Source organism: Jezberella sp., from assembly GCF_964834465.1.
The window spans coordinates 63638-79612 of the sequence record NZ_CBAZRM010000011.1; the positions used below are offsets into that span (position 1 = coordinate 63638).

At 53.4% G+C, this 15975-nt stretch carries 18 protein-coding genes; 5 read left to right on the forward strand and 13 right to left on the reverse strand.

Going from position 1 to position 15975, the window contains the following annotated elements; all coding sequences use genetic code 11:
• Positions 1-19: 19 nt before the first annotated feature.
• Positions 20-1111, forward strand: a complete 1092-nt coding sequence (locus AC1W8Y_RS10075) for an esterase (protein WP_482014347.1) — start codon at positions 20-22, stop codon at positions 1109-1111.
• 8 nt (positions 1112-1119) lie between these two features.
• Here AC1W8Y_RS10075 and AC1W8Y_RS10080 read toward each other — a convergent pair whose 3' ends face one another.
• Positions 1120-2259 (reverse strand): iron-containing alcohol dehydrogenase, encoded by a 1140-nt coding sequence (locus AC1W8Y_RS10080; protein ID WP_482014348.1) that lies wholly within the window; start codon positions 2257-2259, stop codon positions 1120-1122.
• Between the two features lie 116 nt (positions 2260-2375).
• Positions 2376-2675, reverse strand: a complete 300-nt coding sequence (locus tag AC1W8Y_RS10085; RefSeq protein ID WP_482014349.1) for an ATPase with chaperone activity — start codon at positions 2673-2675, stop codon at positions 2376-2378.
• A 178-nt stretch (positions 2676-2853) separates the two neighbouring features.
• Here AC1W8Y_RS10085 and AC1W8Y_RS10090 point away from each other — a divergent pair, with 178 nt between their 5' ends.
• Positions 2854-4431 (forward strand): gamma-glutamyltransferase family protein, encoded by a 1578-nt coding sequence (locus AC1W8Y_RS10090; RefSeq protein ID WP_482014350.1) that lies wholly within the window; start codon positions 2854-2856, stop codon positions 4429-4431.
• A gap of 46 nt (positions 4432-4477) precedes the next feature.
• Here the strand turns inward: AC1W8Y_RS10090 and AC1W8Y_RS10095 are convergent, their stop codons facing one another.
• The 11 genes from AC1W8Y_RS10095 to phnG all read right to left on the reverse strand — a co-directional run bounded on the left by AC1W8Y_RS10095 (position 4478) and on the right by phnG (position 13726).
• Positions 4478-5038: a phosphonate degradation HD-domain oxygenase gene (locus AC1W8Y_RS10095; protein WP_482014351.1), complete on the reverse strand. Its 561-nt coding sequence runs from the start codon at positions 5036-5038 to the stop codon at positions 4478-4480.
• A gap of 28 nt (positions 5039-5066) precedes the next feature.
• Positions 5067-5825: a phosphonate ABC transporter, permease protein PhnE gene (phnE, locus tag AC1W8Y_RS10100; RefSeq protein ID WP_482014416.1), complete on the reverse strand. Its 759-nt coding sequence runs from the start codon at positions 5823-5825 to the stop codon at positions 5067-5069.
• Positions 5826-5870: 45 nt separating this feature from the next.
• Complete coding sequence (gene phnD / locus AC1W8Y_RS10105) at positions 5871-6830, reverse strand: phosphonate ABC transporter substrate-binding protein (RefSeq protein WP_482014352.1); 960 nt, start codon at positions 6828-6830, stop codon at positions 5871-5873.
• Positions 6831-6959: 129 nt separating this feature from the next.
• Entirely contained in the window at positions 6960-7811 is an 852-nt protein-coding gene (gene phnC, locus AC1W8Y_RS10110) for a phosphonate ABC transporter ATP-binding protein (RefSeq protein WP_482014353.1), read from the reverse strand.
• A 91-nt stretch (positions 7812-7902) separates the two neighbouring features.
• Positions 7903-9060 (reverse strand): alpha-D-ribose 1-methylphosphonate 5-triphosphate diphosphatase, encoded by a 1158-nt coding sequence (locus tag AC1W8Y_RS10115; protein ID WP_482014354.1) that lies wholly within the window; start codon positions 9058-9060, stop codon positions 7903-7905.
• On the reverse strand, positions 9060-9773 hold the full coding sequence (phnL, locus tag AC1W8Y_RS10120; protein WP_482014355.1) for a phosphonate C-P lyase system protein PhnL: 714 nt from the start codon (positions 9771-9773) through the stop codon (positions 9060-9062). The genes AC1W8Y_RS10115 and phnL overlap by 1 nt, the downstream gene beginning before the upstream one ends.
• Positions 9770-10552: a phosphonate C-P lyase system protein PhnK gene (gene phnK / locus AC1W8Y_RS10125; RefSeq protein WP_482014356.1), complete on the reverse strand. Its 783-nt coding sequence runs from the start codon at positions 10550-10552 to the stop codon at positions 9770-9772. The genes phnL and phnK overlap by 4 nt, the downstream gene beginning before the upstream one ends.
• Positions 10552-11439, reverse strand: coding sequence for an alpha-D-ribose 1-methylphosphonate 5-phosphate C-P-lyase PhnJ (locus AC1W8Y_RS10130; RefSeq protein WP_482014357.1), 888 nt, complete (start codon positions 11437-11439; stop codon positions 10552-10554). Before AC1W8Y_RS10130 ends, phnK begins: the two co-directional genes overlap by 1 nt.
• Positions 11436-12578 carry a carbon-phosphorus lyase complex subunit gene (locus tag AC1W8Y_RS10135; protein WP_482014358.1) on the reverse strand — a complete coding sequence of 381 codons (1143 nt, stop codon included), beginning with the start codon at positions 12576-12578 and terminating at the stop codon, positions 11436-11438. The genes AC1W8Y_RS10130 and AC1W8Y_RS10135 overlap by 4 nt, the downstream gene beginning before the upstream one ends.
• A 3-nt stretch (positions 12579-12581) precedes the next feature.
• Complete coding sequence (gene phnH, locus AC1W8Y_RS10140; RefSeq protein WP_482014359.1) at positions 12582-13220, reverse strand: phosphonate C-P lyase system protein PhnH; 639 nt, start codon at positions 13218-13220, stop codon at positions 12582-12584.
• Positions 13217-13726: a phosphonate C-P lyase system protein PhnG gene (gene phnG / locus AC1W8Y_RS10145; protein WP_482014360.1), complete on the reverse strand. Its 510-nt coding sequence runs from the start codon at positions 13724-13726 to the stop codon at positions 13217-13219. The genes phnH and phnG overlap by 4 nt, the downstream gene beginning before the upstream one ends.
• 76 nt (positions 13727-13802) lie before the next feature.
• Between phnG and phnF the strand changes: the two genes are divergently transcribed.
• Genes phnF through AC1W8Y_RS10160 form a run of 3 tightly spaced genes read left to right on the forward strand, consistent with a single transcriptional unit; the run spans position 13803 to position 15972 of the window.
• Positions 13803-14561 (forward strand): phosphonate metabolism transcriptional regulator PhnF, encoded by a 759-nt coding sequence (gene phnF / locus AC1W8Y_RS10150; RefSeq protein ID WP_482014361.1) that lies wholly within the window; start codon positions 13803-13805, stop codon positions 14559-14561.
• Between the two features lie 16 nt (positions 14562-14577).
• Positions 14578-15291 (forward strand): DUF1045 domain-containing protein, encoded by a 714-nt coding sequence (locus tag AC1W8Y_RS10155; protein ID WP_482014362.1) that lies wholly within the window; start codon positions 14578-14580, stop codon positions 15289-15291.
• 42 nt (positions 15292-15333) lie between these two features.
• Positions 15334-15972 carry an FMN-binding negative transcriptional regulator gene (locus tag AC1W8Y_RS10160; protein WP_482014363.1) on the forward strand — a complete coding sequence of 213 codons (639 nt, stop codon included), beginning with the start codon at positions 15334-15336 and terminating at the stop codon, positions 15970-15972.
• The last annotated feature ends 3 nt before the right edge of the window (positions 15973-15975 follow it).

Below are 15975 nucleotides of genomic sequence, written 5' to 3' on the forward strand. Positions count from 1 at the left end.
CTTCAAACAGGAGACCACTGTGTTGTACACCCCACCATCCCTTAAAAAAATAATAGCCACCTTCAGCCTGGCCGCGTTGATGATCACGAGTCATCACGTCTCAGCGCAAGAACAAAAATCAAGTCTGTCATTTAAGCTGGCTGGTTTAAGTCAGCAAGCACTCACCTCGCCATTGAGCATTGCCAAACAAGGCAGCTTTTTTGTCGGCGGTCGAGATATTCAATCTGACACGCTATCAACGCTGCCAGCCTACGCAGCCTCCGGTACGATTACCGTCGACCAGATGTACACCCGCTATCAAGTACCCGTCAAAGCTAAAGAGGTGTCACTCGTGCTGATTCATGGCTGTTGCCTGACTGGCATGTCGTGGGAGACCACCCCGGACGGTCGTATGGGTTGGGACGAGTATTTTGTGCGTCGTGGTTATCCTACCTATGTCATTGATCAGTCTGGTCGGGGTCGCTCTGCGGTCAATGCCACGGTATCGAATGCGGTCAAAATGGGTAAAGAACAGAACGATAAATTGCCGACGGTTTTTGCCGCCAGCCACGAATCTGCCTGGACTATTTTCCGGTTTGGTCCCGAGTTTCCCAAGGTTTATGACGGAATGAAATTTCCCGTTGGTGCGCAAAATGGTTTGTGGCAGCAAATGGTGCCGGATTGGCTCAATACCCTACCAACGCCAAATCCCACCGTACCCGCACTCTCGACCTTAGCGAAACAGCTGAAAAAAACGATCTTGATGAGTCATTCTCAATCAGGTATCTATCCATTTCAAACGGCAGCGATGGATACTGCTGGGATTGCTGGCATTGTGGCAGTTGAGCCAGCGGCATGCCCCGATCCAAAAGGCGACATGGCACCCTATACAAAAATGCCCATCATGGTGCTGTTCGGTGACAACGTTGAGGTATCACCACGCTGGGCTCCGCGCTTGAAGCTCTGCCGTGAATTTGTACAAACCGCGAATCAGGCGGGTGGCAAAGCCGAATTGATAGTCTTACCGAGTATCGGCATCACGGGTAATTCGCACATGATCATGCAAGACAGTAACAACATCCAAATTGCCGATTTGCTGGGCTCCTGGATGGATCAGCGCATCGGCAAATAAGGGCGGTCTTACATGGACTCGCGCAGAATGTTAACGTAGTCCTGTTCAGTGGCGATGCGAGGATTGGTGAAATGACAATGATCCTGCATCGCCATTTTTATGGCCTCGGGATACATCGCCTCGGTCACGCCGAGCGCCCCCAGGCCTGATGGCAAACCGAGACGCTGATTCATTTCCTTGACAGCCGGTGACACATCCGTCCCGGATGAGAGGCCAGTCGCTTGTGCCAAGCGAGCAAGCTTATTCGCTTGCTTCATGGATTCGACGCTTGCATTGAAGTTAATCACCGCAGGCAAAAGCATTGCGTTCAGTGTGCCGTGGTGAAGCTTAGGGTTCAACGCGCCTAGTGAATGGCTCAAGCTGTGCACTGCACCCAAGCCTTTTTGAAACGTCATGGCCCCTTGTGTGGACGCACTCATCATGTGAAAGCGCGCTTCTTTATCATCGGGATTTTTCGTGGCCCGTTCGATGTGCGCCCAACCACGCCACAAACCATCTAGCGCGATCCCTTCTGCCGGGAAATTCAGTGCCGCGGACATGAAGGTCTCCATGCAATGGGTAATGGCATCCATGCCGGTCGCTGCGGTGAGCATGGGCGGTAACCCTAGCGTCAACTCAGGATCGCAAATGGCTACTTTCGGGATGATGTAAGGAGACACGAGAGCAACCTTGCGGCCGTCATCAAGAATCATCATTGACCCACGACCGACCTCACTGCCTGTGCCAGCGGTCGTCGGGATGGCAATCACTGGCGCGGTTGCCGCGGTAATGCGAGCAACCCCACCCTCGACAGCGGCAAAGCTTTTAAGCGGGCCTTCGTGTGCTGAACAAATGGCGACTGCTTTGGCGAGATCCATGGCAGAGCCGCCACCCAGGGCAATCAGACCATCAAATTTACCGGCACGATATTGATCAAGTGCCACCCGCATCGCTGCCTCGGTTGGGTTAGGCGGGGTTTGATCAAAGATGCCAACTGCCGAGGCATGCTTGAGTTGAGCCAACACCTTATCGACTAGCCCTGCTGCGCGCACCCCTGCATCGGTCACGATCATCGGGCGCAAAACGCCTAAACGATCACATTCGGTTTGTAATAATTTGATTGCCCCGTATTCGAACTGAACCTGGGTGATGTAATTGATCAGTGCCATTGAAGCGTCTCCGTTTGATTTATTGTTTGAACTTTTTAAACCTGATTTTTACCGAAATCCAACCGTTATTATGCTGTGGTTTTTTGGCTGCTGTCAGGCCTCGCAAAAAACCTTGCTTAGGTCTCCCATCCGAGGATTTCTGCAAGCCGAGCAATCACCCATCGCACCTCTGGTTCGGTGAGACCGATGTCGGCACCCGTGATCCCATTTTCGATTCGAACCAACACGTCCGCCTCAGTGATGCCAAGTTCCCATCGCTTATTGTTCGCTTGTTCAGTCAACAAATTAGCCATATCCTCACACAAGTCATAACGCTCATGAATGTGTTCTCTTGAGGCACTTGGTTTGCTCTTGCCTGGCTCTATGAAGAGGGCAATGAACGACGGCGGGATAATAATTTGGTTGTCATCCGACATCTTGTGTTCGCTTTTTTCCTTTTGCACTGGCGACGAATGACACTCGTCACTAGGGTGGGCACCGTAGACTCAGCTTAACCCATGATTTGCCGAGGGGTCGAACCGAGTTGTCATCCGCCCGACGATCTCTGATAATCAGTCGTGAAGCGTGTCACACAAAATCAAAAGGATAAGCACCGTGCTGGATAATTTCTCAAGCGTACAAAGCATCCGCAAAGCAGTTGTTGCAACGAAAGGGGGGGTGGTCTCTGCTCAGCATCGCCGAGCAGCAGCAGTGGGCGCCTCAATTCTGCAAGCGGGAGGCGATGCCGTCGATGCAGCCATCGGCACCTCCTTTGCGATCGGTGTCGTAGAGCCGTGGATGAGCGGACCAGCCGCAGGCGGAACCATGGTGATCTGGCGAGCGAAAGAACAGAAAGCGCAGGTCATCAATTTTGGTTGCCGCTCGCCCCGCGAACTGAACCCAGCCGACTATCCTTTGTCAGGTAGTGGCAAATCGGCTGACCTCTTCCCATGGCCGGAAGTGGTTGGTGACCGCAACGTCCAAGGGGCGACAGCAGTGGCCGTGCCGGGCGTTGTGGCGGGCATGGGCCTCGCACATCAGCACTTCGGCAAAATGCCTTGGCGAGATCTGGTCACCCCTGCCGCCAAGCTCGCCGATGAGGGTTTGCTGGTTGATTGGTACACGTCGTTGGTCACGGGCACAAATGCGAGAGTGCTCTCTAAAGATCCTGACACCGCCGCCCTGTTTCTCGATGAAGGGCGTTATCCGATTTCTGGCTCCTGGACTTCCAATATCGAGCAACATCTCAACCAAAAAGCCTTCGCCAGAACCCTTGAACAAATCGCTGACCTTGGCCCACGCGCGTTCTATCATGGGGATATTGCTCAAGCCTTGGTTAAAGACGTACGCGATAAAGGCGGCTGTCTAAGCCTTGAGGACTTGACCAACTACGAAGCTGAAATGGTCGACCCGCTTACCATTCGCTACCGTGGGGGCCATATTTTTGCAGCACCGGGGCTCACAGGCGGGCCAACATATGGCAAGGCTATTGAGATACTTGCCGATGAGTTAACACCCACGCGTGGCATGCCTGGCAGTGATGCCTATGCTGCCTTCGCTCGCGCGCTGAGCCTCGCCTTCAAACTTCGTTTTGAAAACATGGGGGATCATGAATCGCCTGCGGCTCCGGGCTGCACGACCCATTTCAGCGTTGTCGATCAGCATGGCAACATGGTGGCGGTGACGCAAACACTGTTGTCGATTTTTGGTTCTCGCGTCGTGTCCCCCTCTACTGGCTTATTGTTGAACAATGGCATCATGTGGTTCGATCCCGAGCCAGGCAAAGCAAACTCACTCGCCCCCAACAAACGCTGCCTGGCCAATTATTGTCCCATCATCGGGCAGGATGCTAACGGCAGGACCTTTGCCTTAGGTGCGTCGGGTGGTAGAAAAATCTTGGGCTCGGTGATGCAACTCACTTCCTTCATCATGGATCACGGGTTGGACATCGAAGCCGCCTTTCATCAACCGCGCATTGACGTCAGTGGCGGTGAGACCATCCTTGCCGACCAAGACCTACCAGTAGAGGTGATGACCGCCTTGAATCAAGTCATGCCAACTACGCCGACGCGCCGCAGCGTTTATCCCTACTCGTTCGCTTGCCCGGCGGGTGTCATGCGCGATGGAGATCTCAATACAGGGTGTACCGAGATCATGTCACCCTATGGCGATTCAGTCGCGCAACAGATCTGATAACGTCATCAACAGGCGCACGAATATGGCTGACAACCGCGGTCGGTTAGGCCGTGGGCCTTTGCACGTGGATGAGTGCATCCATGAAGTGTGCCAGGGGTGGGGTCTCGCAGCCAGGCACTTTCGCAAGATCATCATAGCGACGCAAGCGCACTGCTTCGGCAGCATAGGGCTGCGCCATGAAGGCGATGGCCTGCGCGTCTGAAAAGACCCCGCCTTGCAAGACTAAACTCTGTTTCGAGGCCGGTGACAGCGCATCCCAATAGGTCTGCTCAGTGGCGCACAGGTAGCGTTTAGCATCCACATGAAGTCGAACCGGCTCAAGCACTGCCTCGTCAAACAAAGGCCGCAAAAAGGGTAAAGCGACGTATTGATGCAAATCATCGTTCAACGCCGGCTGCGTTATGTCCACCTCGTGTTGATCGACCAGAAAATGGCCGAGATCGTGCAGCAAGGCCGCAACGATGGTTTCACGGGTTTCAGCAGCCTGTTCTGCAAGGTAGGCGCATTGCAAGGCGTGATCCAATTGACTGACCGCCTCACGTCCGTACTGTTTTGAACCGTGGGTCAGAAAGAGTACTTGAATCTGTTCAATCGTCAGGGCCATGATGGGTGGTGCCTCAGGTGGTGCTTCGTTAAATGAGCAGCTTACGAATGTTGGCCGATAGCAGATCCAACAGAATGACCGTCAGGATAATGATGATCATCACTGCACAAGTTTCACCGTATTGAAAGCTACGCATGATGTCCCACAGGATAGCGCCTATACCCCCTGCCCCCACCATACCCACCACAGAGGCCGACCGCACGTTCGACTCAAATCGATATAAAGTGAATGACACCCACAGCGGCATCACCTGTGGCAAAACACCGTAAATGATTTCATGCAGACCGCTTGCGCCAGTCGCACGAATGCCTTCAACGGGTTGCGGATCAATTGCTTCAACCGCCTCAGAAAATAGCTTTGCCAAAATGCCCGTCGTGTGTACCCACAGGGCTAACACACCTGCAAAGGGGCCGAGCCCCACGGCGACCACGAACAACATGGCAAACACCATTTCATTGATCGCGCGGCAAGAATCCATCAGACGCCTAATGGGTTGATGAACCCACCAAGGTGCAATATTGGCAGAGGCCAGCAACGCCATCGGGACGGCACTCACGACGGCCAGGAAGGTGCCCCAGAGAGCAATTTCCAACGTCACTAGCATTTCGTCGAGATAGACCCGCCAGTCGGCAAATTTTGGCGGAAAAAAATCCACCAAAAATTTTGTCATGTTGCCAGAGTCCCGCCACAGTTCCGCGGGACGAATGTCCGCCCCGTTCCACGACGCGACTAACAAGACCAACACAATCCCCCATCCTAACTGTATCAACAGGTTTCGGCGGGACATGATGTCACTGCTAGACAGCATCGCAGTTGAGGGCGTCGTCATTCTTTACTTCTTCAGCGCAGCTAATTTGCTGTCGATATCAGCGATGGCTTTCTTCTTGTCAGCATCGGCCATTGTCGTATCGGTTTCAAGCTTCAATCGTTTCGAGAACAAGTCGAGTTCACGAATCGGGATCAGTTGATCGTTCGTCGAAGGTTTGAAGCCAGACAACTTAGCGACATCATCAAGGATTTTCTTTTCACGCTCATCGGTCTTGCCGTAGTTCACAAAAAACTTGGCGATTTTCTCTTTAGTCGCAGCAGGCACATCTTTGCGAATAACTAAAGGATCTGAAGGGATCAAGGGCGATGTCCAGATAACCTTGAGCTCTTTGACCTTATCGGGTGCATTGGCTTTCATGATGTCCATCTGTTCGCTATTGAACGTCGCGACGTCAACTTGTTTAGCAGCCACGGCTAAGCCATTGCTTTCATGGTTGCCGGTACGAAATATTTTGAAGGCTGTTTTGGCATCAACATGGTTTTTTGCAAACACATAATAGCCAGGGACCAGATTGCCCGATGTCGAGTTTGGATCGCCGTTACTAAAGCTTAGGGTCTTAGCTGCTTTCAGCATCTCATCAATATTATTGATGGGACTATCTTTATTGACGATCATGTACGAGTAATACCCCAGCGTACCGTCCGCACGAACCATCTGGGCAAAGATCTCACCATCAGAGCGGTCAACCGCTTCCATCGCTGATTTGTTACCAAACCAACCCACTTGAACCTTATTAAAACGCATCCCTTCAATGACACCAGCATAATCAGGCGCGAAAAACGGTTTAATCGTTAAACCGGTCTGCTTGGCCATATCATCAATCAGCGGCTGCCAACGAGCCTTGAGCGCCTGCGTGGAATCTGTCGAAATAATGCCGAAGTTGATTTCTTGAGCGTGAGTCAAACTCACTGCGCCACTCAGGGCAAATGCGGCCGCGGTGGTAGCCAATAGCTTTTTAAACATGAGGGTTTCCTATCATTAGATCGGTGGGTAAATCAGAACAAAATCGAGTCAAACCATGAAAGAACAAATGAACTAGGTAAAGAGAAGCATGAAAAAATGCGAACTACAGCTACGTCTGCGATTCAGACCTTACGCGGCTTGCGCAATGAGCGACACATTGACACCGTGGTTTGTCGATCCTCGCTTGTCAGAGGGCGCCACGGCGAACAGCTCGTCGACTTGAACCCCGTACAACTCTTTCAACAATGCCGGCGTCAGCGAAGCAGAAAGACCGTCGAACACGACCCGGCCTTGATGTAAGGCAATCACTCTCGGGCAATACTTGATAGCCATCTCAACTTGATGCAATGACACAATCACAGTCGATGCGTCTTCGCGATTGATCAGGCTCAATATTTCCATGACATTGCGGGACGACTCAGGGTCAAGCGAGGCAATCGGCTCATCGGCAAGCACGACTTTTGCACCTTGCACCAAGGTCCGTGCGATCGCCGCGCGTTGCTGTTGGCCACCTGATAGCGTCGACGCTCTCTGCGCGTGGCACTGAGCAATGCCAACCCTGGCCAGTGCTTGCAAGCCTAATTGTTTTTGCGCCGGCGTAAAAATGCCGAAAACGCCACGCCACCACGAGATGCGATGCAACAGGCCAACGAGCACGTTGGTGATAACCGGTAACCGATCGACCAGATTGAATTGCTGAAAAACAAAACCAATGTTTGCGCGCGTACGGCGAATGTTGCGATCAATTTTTCCATGCTGTTGCACCACGCATCCAGCGACCTCGATGATCGAATCCTGTGAGGCATCACTCGCAACCAGCCCTGCAATGTGTCTGAGCAGCGTTGACTTACCAGAGCCTGATGCACCGATCAGCGCCACCATTTCACCAGGCTCAACAGTGAGGTTGATGTCAATCAACGCATGCTTGTCACTTGAGAAATGTTTGTTAAGTTGTGAAACGCGAAGGGCTGGACCGTTCATGTTGGTATCCGCAGGGTTTTCAACTAAGACTGCTAGTGTGCAACACCTGCATGACAGATTTTTGACACGCAACGAACTGTGTAGATTGGCCTCAAATCACTTGCTGGCCCTCGCGCCATACTGAGCGCACCACCGCATGCCTGCTGCCGTCCCCTAGCTCGACGAATCTGATTCGCGCGAGATCTGCCCTTAAGCCTTCTTTAATTTCACCGCGATCCGATAATCCCAGCGCGGTTGCTGGCCCTTTCGTCACCGTATTCACGGCCGCAGACAGAGACAGAATATCGTCGTTGACCAGTCGCATCACGGCACCAATCAAGCTACCGGGGACATAATCTGAGGACAAGATATCCAGCAGACCCAACTTGGCTAACTGCGAGGCCGCGACGTTGCCTGAATGTGAACCACCTCGTACCACGTTTGGCCCGCCCATGACCGTTAACAGACCTAAGGCGTGAGCGGCTTGCGCCGACGTCAGGGTAGTCGGAAACTCGGACATCACCGCCCCCTCTTCATGCGCTTGCTCGACATGCTCAAGGGTGGTGTCATCATGGCTAGCTAGTCTGATGTGATGGGCTTTGCAATAATCCACGAAGTATTTTCTGTGCGGCGCTGCATATTCGGCTTGCAGCTGTTCGGCATGTAACACCTTGTCATTGAACTTCTCCTGACTCCATCCTTTTTTGCCAACGAAGTAGATCCGCGCTTGCTCGATGTCCTCCCACTGTCGTTGACCGGGCGTGTGATCCATCAATGATATCAACGAGAGTCTTGGATGTTGATGAAAGGGCTCGAATAACTCAATGGTATTGGGGGCAGGCAACTCGCAACGAACATGAAGGTAATGATCGGCACGCAGTAACTCTTGCTCGTCGCAGCGGCGGATCGCATCCAGCACGGATCCCCAAGCACTGCCGCGAAGACTGTCTTTGTCGGATTCACCAACGCCCAGTGCGTCAAGGACAGTCGTGATGCCAGCCGCCGCGATCTCAGCGTCATGCGCGAGTAAGGCGGGTAACTCAGCCCAATGCACTTTTGGTCTCGGCATGAGGTGTCGTTCGAAGTTATCCGTGTGCACTTCGATCATGCCAGGCATCAGATGCTCACCACCGAAGTCAATGGCCTCGGGCGCTGACGACTGACCATGATCGATGGCGTGGATTTTGCCGTCTGACACATGAACCGAACCATGAATCACTTCATCGGACAGGATAATCTTTGCGTTGGTGATGATCATCGTTTTGCTCATTAAACCCCCCTGAATTCGCCTACGTTAACTCGACGTGTGGCAACTTCATCACCAACACGTGTGTCATGAAAAATACCGATAATGGCCGAGCCAGCAACCCTCGCCTCATGGATGAGTTCAACGACAGTGCGGCTGTTCTCTTGATCCAGCGATGCGGTGGGCTCATCGAGCAACATCAAAGGTCGTCTTTTGATGAGCCCACGGGCAATATTGATGCGCTGCTGTTCGCCGCCAGAAAACGTGGCGGGCGGCAAATGCCACAAACGCTCGGGGATCCGTAAACGCGTCAGCAAGGTGCGCGCCTGCTCTCTCGCTTGTTCGATTTTGACAAGGTCACTGGCTGCGGCATCAATCAGGGGCTCTGCCACCACATCCAGCGCGCTCACCCGTGGGATCACACGAAGAAACTGACTCACATAACCAATCGTGTCGCGCCGTAAGCGCAACAACTCTCTCGAGGTCGCTTGCGTCAGGTCGATCGGTTCAGCGTGTTCATTCGTCACCCAAATCTGACCCGTCGTCACTTTATAGTTGGCGTATACAAGCTTGAGTAGCGTGCTTTTGCCCATGCCAGAGGGGCCATCGAGCACGACACTCTCTTGTGCCACAACCTGCAAATTAACATTCGTCAACACTCGCAGCGTTGCGGCTGCCTGATTGTGCATCACGAAAGTTTTTGAGACGGCTTCTAGTTTTAAAATAGGATGGCTCATGGCTGAAGCACCGAAGATACCAATAACTGGGTGTAAGGATGGTGAGGGTCGTCAAGTACCTGATCCGTCAACCCGGCCTCAACCACCTGACCGCGCTGCATCACGATCATTCGGTGTGCCAACAAACGAGCCACCGCCAGATCGTGTGTGACGATCACCGCGGCCAACTGCATCTCTCGCGTCAACTGTCTGAGCAAGTCAAGCAGCCGAGCTTGCACGGACACATCAAGACCAGACGTTGGTTCGTCCATGAAAACAAGACGCGGTTTAGTCACCAGGTTACGAGCAATTTGCAGCCGCTGCCGCATCCCCCCCGAAAACGTGCGAGGCACATCATCCACCCGGCTTGCATCAATCTCGACGCGTTCAAGCCATTCGATCGCTGTTGCTCTCAATTTGCCATAATGCCTGTCGCCCATGCCCATCAATCGTTCGCTGACGTTAGCACCTGCAGATACATCCATGCGCAAACCATCAGCAGCGTGCTGATGCACAAACCCCCACTCCGTTCTAGACAACAAACGCTGTTGCGCTTGGCTCATCTGATAGACATCATACAAATGTCCATCCGTCATTCGGTAGTGCACTGAGCCGCTATCGGGGGCAATACGAGCCGCCAGCGCGTTCAATAAGGTGGTTTTACCAGACCCAGATTCACCAACGATGGCCAGCACTTCGCCAGGCCAGAGGTCAAAGCTTGCATCAGACAGGGCAACATAGTCGCCATAACGCTTCACCAGCGACTGCGCGCGAAGAATAGGCAGTTCGGTCAAAGGCATCACAGCGCCTCTTCGAAAGGGGACAGACCTGCATCTGGGGCGAGGCGACTTTGTCGGTCAGCGCAATAATCCGAGTCTGAACAGACATGCATTCGGGTGCCCTGATCGTCAGTAATCACCTCATCCAGAAAGCTGTCCGTCGCCCCGCATAAAGCGCACACGGTATCCCATTTCTGTATCTCGAACGGATGGTCTTCAAAACCAAGACTCTCAACACTGGTGTAGGGCGGAACCGCATAAATGCGTTTCTCGCGACCCGCGCCGAAAAGTTGTAGGGCCGGATTCAAATGCATTTTCGGATTATCAAACTTCGGGATAGGAGATGGCGCCATCACGTAGCGACGATTCACCAACACGGGGTAATCATAGGTCGTCGCGATGTGACCATATCTCGCGATATCCTCATATAACTCGACGTGCATCAGACCGTACTCAGCTAGTCCGTGTAGCAGCCGTGTTTCGGTCTCTCTGGGTTCGAGTCTCTGCATTGGCTCGGGTTGCGGCACTTGGTATACGATAATCTGGTCATCTGTCAGAGGGGTTTCAGGGATCCGATGGCGCGTCTGGATGATGGTCGCTTGGGTCGTGCGAGTCGTGATCTCGACGCCCGTTGTCCGTTGAAAGAAGCGACGGATATTCACGGCGTTCACGGTGTCGTCAGACCCTTGGTCAATCACTTTTAAAACGTCTTGCGGGCCGATCACGGCAGCGGTCACTTGGATGCCCCCTGTCCCCCAGCCATAAGGCAACGGCATTTCGCGCGAGCCAAAGGGCACTTGATAGCCGGGTATGGCGACTGCTTTGAGAATGGCCCGACGAATCATACGTTTGGTGCGCTCATCCAAGTACGCAAAGTTGATATCGCCGTCGGTGTGGACTGTGGTCATGATTGTTTATCCCCTACCGATGCGTCTAACCCAGCCCGCATCTTTCTGACCAGTTCGAGCTCGGATTGAAAGTCCACGTAGTGGGGAAGCTTTAAATGTTGCACAAACCCTGATGCCTCTAGACTGTCGCTATGGGACAGCACGAACTCTTGCATTTGTGCGGGTGCTGAGACGGTTTCACCGAGCTCGTGCGCTCTCAGCGCACGGTCGACCAGACTCATGGCCATGGCTTTGCGTTCACTGTGACCAAAAGCAAGGCCATAACCGCGGGTAAATTTTGGTGGCTCCGTTTGACTGCCGGCAAACTGATTAATCATTTCGCATTCGGTCACTTCGATATCACCGATTGAAATCGGGAAGTCAAGCTCTTCAACCGTCACTTCGATTTCAATCGCACCAAAGCGGATCTCACCGACAAAGGGATGCGAATTGGCATACCCTCGTTGTGTTGAATACGCCATCGCTAACATGAAACCCTCGTCGCCACGGGCCAGGTTCTGCAAGCGCGTGGCCCGATCCGCAGGAAATCTGAGGGGCTGACGGGTCAAGTCCTTGGGCGCCGGGTCGCCAGGGGGTACCGACGTCATCTCTATCAAACCTTCGTGGTTTAAGAGATCAACGACTCTGGGCGTCGAGCTTTGCACAGGCTCGGCTGATGGCGCAACTTCTGCCCTTTGCTCGGGGAGGTTGTTGCCCGCTTTTACCTCGCGCTGCTGCTTCTCATCGTAATCCTGAACCAGCAAGCTAAAGTCGAGTAAACGCTGCGTATAGTCATAGGTCGGGCCAAGTACTTGGCCACCCGGCAGATCCTTGAACGTCGCTGAAATGCGCCGATCGAGTTGCATGCGACTGGTATCCAGAGGGTGGGTGGTTCCAAGCCGTGGCAAGGTTGCACGGTACGCGCGCAACAAGAATATTGCCTCGACCAGATCACCTGAAGCCTGCTTGATCGCAAGCGCGGCCAGCTCTGGATCGAATAATGACCCTTCTGTCATCACCCGATCAACCGCCAGCTTCAGTTGCTGTTGTATTTGCTGAATACTGAGTTCACGTTCGTCTGTGTTACCGCGTCGTTGACGGGCCAGTAGCTCATAGCTATTCAGGATGGCAGTTTCACCGCCTTTGACTGCGACATACATGGCTTACGCCTCCCGCTTCATGGTAACCAGCGTGCTGCGGGCAAGGCCGGTAATCTGCGTTGGCCCAGCGAGCAACACATCGACACCACGCGGAAACCGCGTTGCATTGCCGCTCAACCCCTCCAACAGTACCTCAAACGAAGCGCTGCTAAGACCGGGCACGGCGAGTGACACCGACGTTTCTATCCCGGGCCCGGACAATGAAAGCGCTGGACAGTCGTCAGGTTGGGCTGAGGCCGTCGCAATATCAACAATCACCGTCGCCGATTGATCTGGATAGCTATCCGTGCCATTTGCCAATTCACTGAAGTTCAACAACGGATCATCTTGGTGAAACCATAAAAAGTGCGCAACAGAAGCATCTGTCACCACCTCGCAGCCTGTATGGAATCTCAACCAAACCGGCACATCGGTCGACCGCAGCGAAGCGGAAAACCAGACACGGCAATCCGGATCGAGCAGCGCGAGCAAGACGCCCGCAGAGCTGGCGTGACCTTGGCTACCAACCTGGGCGTCATGGATTAGCTCGACCGCCTCGCCCGGGCGCGAGAGCGCCCTTAACACGGCACGAAAAACTTGCTGACTACCCATCGCCTCGTCGGAAAATCCAGCGCCAATATTTTCTAGCGCGATCGCGTTCATTGGTCGTCCTCTTCCGTGTCAGCAAAGCCTGATTCTCTCGCAACCGTAAAAAACTCGACCTTGGTACTGTTTGCTCTGACACGACGTGCTTGCCTGGACGTCTCAAGCGCGAGATGAGTGGGGGTCAAAACTGTGTCACAAACTGCTTGGCGGCTTGCCTCGTCTTGTAGTAAGGCATCAGCAATGGCGGCCAACTCGGCATGGCGATGTGAGCGACCCAAGATGTATGACACCCCGACGAGGGTTTTGGCCTCAGCCACGACGAGTTTGAGCGTGCAACGCGTCACCGTGACCTCGCCAAGATTAAACTTTTCGCCCTTGCCCCCTACTCGGCCTTGAACCATCATCAGTCCAATCTCGGGTTTTCGTAGCCATTGCACGCTTGCACCATGTTGCAAGACAGGCACTCTTTCGAGGATGTCCATGGGCGCTCTCGACAGTAGCTTGATCCACGCCTGACGATCAATCGTATCGATAAAACCGGCACTGTCAACAGAATGAAACATGGAAAGATTACCGTAATATTTGTATAGACAACTTTTTTAATATGCAAGTAGCATAACCCTTTTTCATTTCCCTTTTATGACATCTGAGCAGCGTGTAGACAGGTCAGGCGCCTCTGCGGCACCGCGCAGTAGCGCTTGGTTGCGGATCGCCGATTTGCTGGCACAATCCATTGCCAACGGGGATTATCAGCCGGGCCAACGACTACCGGCAGAACATGCGCTTGCGCTTGAATTTGGCGTCAACCGTCACACGATCCGCCGCTCTCTCGACCACCTGAACCGGCAGGGCTTGGTGAAAATCCTGCGCGGCAGCGGCACGTATGTCGAAGACTTTGCCGTTGATCTGATGATCAAAAAACGGCCGAGTCATCAAAGCAGCCTAGCGCTCGCTGGGTTACGAGGAAGCCTCGTTGTGCTCGCCAGCAAAACAATTCGTGCCAATGCAGAACAGGCGCAGCTGTTACAGATCCCATTACGCAGTGCAGTGCTGGCGCTCACGGTGGTGGGCGAAGTGCAAGGCCGGCCATTACATGTCGGCGACCGATTGTTCCCGCTGCCACGCTTCGTCTCGATGGAAAAAATTGTGTCAGACACCGGATCAATATCGGCCGGGTTTCGCCATTGCGGCGTTAGAGAATACAGTCGCCATGAAAGTAAAGTGGCGGCACGGATGCCGCGGCGCGACATTGCCGATCATCTGCGACAACCTCAGAGTCGACCAGTCTTGTGGGTAGAAAGTGTGAACATCGACGAAAACGGCATCCCCATCGAATTTGCGACCACCTGGTTTGCTGGGGATAGAGTAAAACTAACCATCAACCACCTTGATGAATAATCGACCAAGTGACCTCATGCGTGTCAGCGAGAAGGCTTACCGATATGCGATTTATTTTTGCCCACCACCAGAGAGTGCTTGGTGGCAGGCAGGGTCGTCTTGGCTTGGTCGCTCTGCCTGGACAGGGCAAGCGCTTGAGCAACCTCGCATCCCAGGGTTGTCAGAGACCGAGTTTGCCGCGTTAACGGCGGACCCACGGCGCTATGGCTGGCATGCCACCCTAAAAGCGCCATTTCGACTCAAAGCGGCACTCACCCCGCAAGACCTGCAAACTGCCGTCGCTTTACTTGCTAAACAAGTGCGTGCGCTACCAGCACTAAAACTTCACCCCGTGACCATGGGTCAATTCATTGCGCTGGTACCGGCGTTACCGTCACAGGCAGATGAAATTCGCCGTATCGCGCAACAAACCGTTGAGTGGTTGAATCCCCTTGCCGAGCCACTCTCTGCGCCAGAGATTGCGCGCAGACGCCAGAGCGGGTTGACGCCTGAGCAAGATGCGCTGATGCTGAAGTGGGGCTATCCCTACGTCATGGATCACTTCAAATTTCATCTGTCGCTCACACAACGTTTAGATCAAGTATCACCAGCAACTATCGCGCAATTGCTGGCGAGCGTCGAATCACACTTCAAAGATCTGCCAGATTTAAACCTTGACGGGCTAGCCATTTTTGCTGAACCTGCCAAAGGCGAAGACTTTCGACTCGTCGACATCGTGAAAATCGGGTAATGTCTGCCGTATCGCTCAACATACTTTGCTAAAGAGTTTGCCATGTACCTACCAGCTCATTTTGATCAACAAGACCCTGAAGAATTGGCCACGTTGGTGCGCACCTACCCCCTGTCGACGATGGTGACACAGGATGGCGAAGATTTAGTTGCCAACCATATCCCGTTTTTGCTGGATGGGCCTCTCGTCATTGGGGCAACACTTAAAGGCCACGTCGCCAAAAACAACGATGTCTGGCAAACCGCTGATCCGACCAAGGATATGTTGCTGGTGTTTCAAGGATCAAGCGCCTACATCACCCCGAATTGGTATCCCTCAAAACAAGAGCATCATCAAGTCGTACCCACCTACAACTATGTCGTGGTTCATGTCTACGGCAAGCTCTCTGTTCACCATGATCGAGCAAGCAAACTCGCCATCGTTGATCATCTCACGCAAACCATGGAAAAAACCCGCTCTAGCAGTTGGAAGGTGAGTGATGCGCCGCCAGACTATATCGACAACATGCTTGACGCCATCGTGGGGGTCGATGTGACGGTGACTCGCATTCAGGCAAAATGGAAAATCAATCAAAACCGCTCCGGCAGGGACAGAGAAGGCGTCGCCGATGGGTTAGAGCAATCAGCGCTGTCAGACAATGACAGACAGATGAGCGATCTGGTTCGCTGGGGTCAGCACTAACCG

What these genes read in the sequence shown, in the direction of transcription:
- AC1W8Y_RS10080 (WP_482014348.1), bottom strand. Translation starts at nt 2,259, where the DNA reads ATGGCACTGATCAATTACATCACCCAGGTTCAGTTCGAATACGGGGCA.
- AC1W8Y_RS10085 (WP_482014349.1), bottom strand. Translation starts at nt 2,675, where the DNA reads ATGTCGGATGACAACCAAATTATTATCCCGCCGTCGTTCATTGCCCTC.
- AC1W8Y_RS10095 (WP_482014351.1), bottom strand. Translation starts at nt 5,038, where the DNA reads ATGGCCCTGACGATTGAACAGATTCAAGTACTCTTTCTGACCCACGGT.
- phnE (WP_482014416.1), bottom strand. Translation starts at nt 5,825, where the DNA reads ATGTCCCGCCGAAACCTGTTGATACAGTTAGGATGGGGGATTGTGTTG.
- phnD (WP_482014352.1), bottom strand. Translation starts at nt 6,830, where the DNA reads ATGTTTAAAAAGCTATTGGCTACCACCGCGGCCGCATTTGCCCTGAGT.
- phnC (WP_482014353.1), bottom strand. Translation starts at nt 7,811, where the DNA reads ATGAACGGTCCAGCCCTTCGCGTTTCACAACTTAACAAACATTTCTCA.
- AC1W8Y_RS10115 (WP_482014354.1), bottom strand. Translation starts at nt 9,060, where the DNA reads ATGAGCAAAACGATGATCATCACCAACGCAAAGATTATCCTGTCCGAT.
- phnL (WP_482014355.1), bottom strand. Translation starts at nt 9,773, where the DNA reads ATGAGCCATCCTATTTTAAAACTAGAAGCCGTCTCAAAAACTTTCGTG.
- phnK (WP_482014356.1), bottom strand. Translation starts at nt 10,552, where the DNA reads ATGCCTTTGACCGAACTGCCTATTCTTCGCGCGCAGTCGCTGGTGAAG.
- AC1W8Y_RS10130 (WP_482014357.1), bottom strand. Translation starts at nt 11,439, where the DNA reads ATGACCACAGTCCACACCGACGGCGATATCAACTTTGCGTACTTGGAT.
- AC1W8Y_RS10135 (WP_482014358.1), bottom strand. Translation starts at nt 12,578, where the DNA reads ATGTATGTCGCAGTCAAAGGCGGTGAAACTGCCATCCTGAATAGCTAT.
- phnH (WP_482014359.1), bottom strand. Translation starts at nt 13,220, where the DNA reads ATGAACGCGATCGCGCTAGAAAATATTGGCGCTGGATTTTCCGACGAG.
- phnG (WP_482014360.1), bottom strand. Translation starts at nt 13,726, where the DNA reads ATGTTTCATTCTGTTGACAGTGCCGGTTTTATCGATACGATTGATCGT.
- phnF (WP_482014361.1), top strand. Translation starts at nt 13,803, where the DNA reads ATGACATCTGAGCAGCGTGTAGACAGGTCAGGCGCCTCTGCGGCACCG.
- AC1W8Y_RS10155 (WP_482014362.1), top strand. Translation starts at nt 14,578, where the DNA reads ATGCGTGTCAGCGAGAAGGCTTACCGATATGCGATTTATTTTTGCCCA.
- AC1W8Y_RS10160 (WP_482014363.1), top strand. Translation starts at nt 15,334, where the DNA reads ATGTACCTACCAGCTCATTTTGATCAACAAGACCCTGAAGAATTGGCC.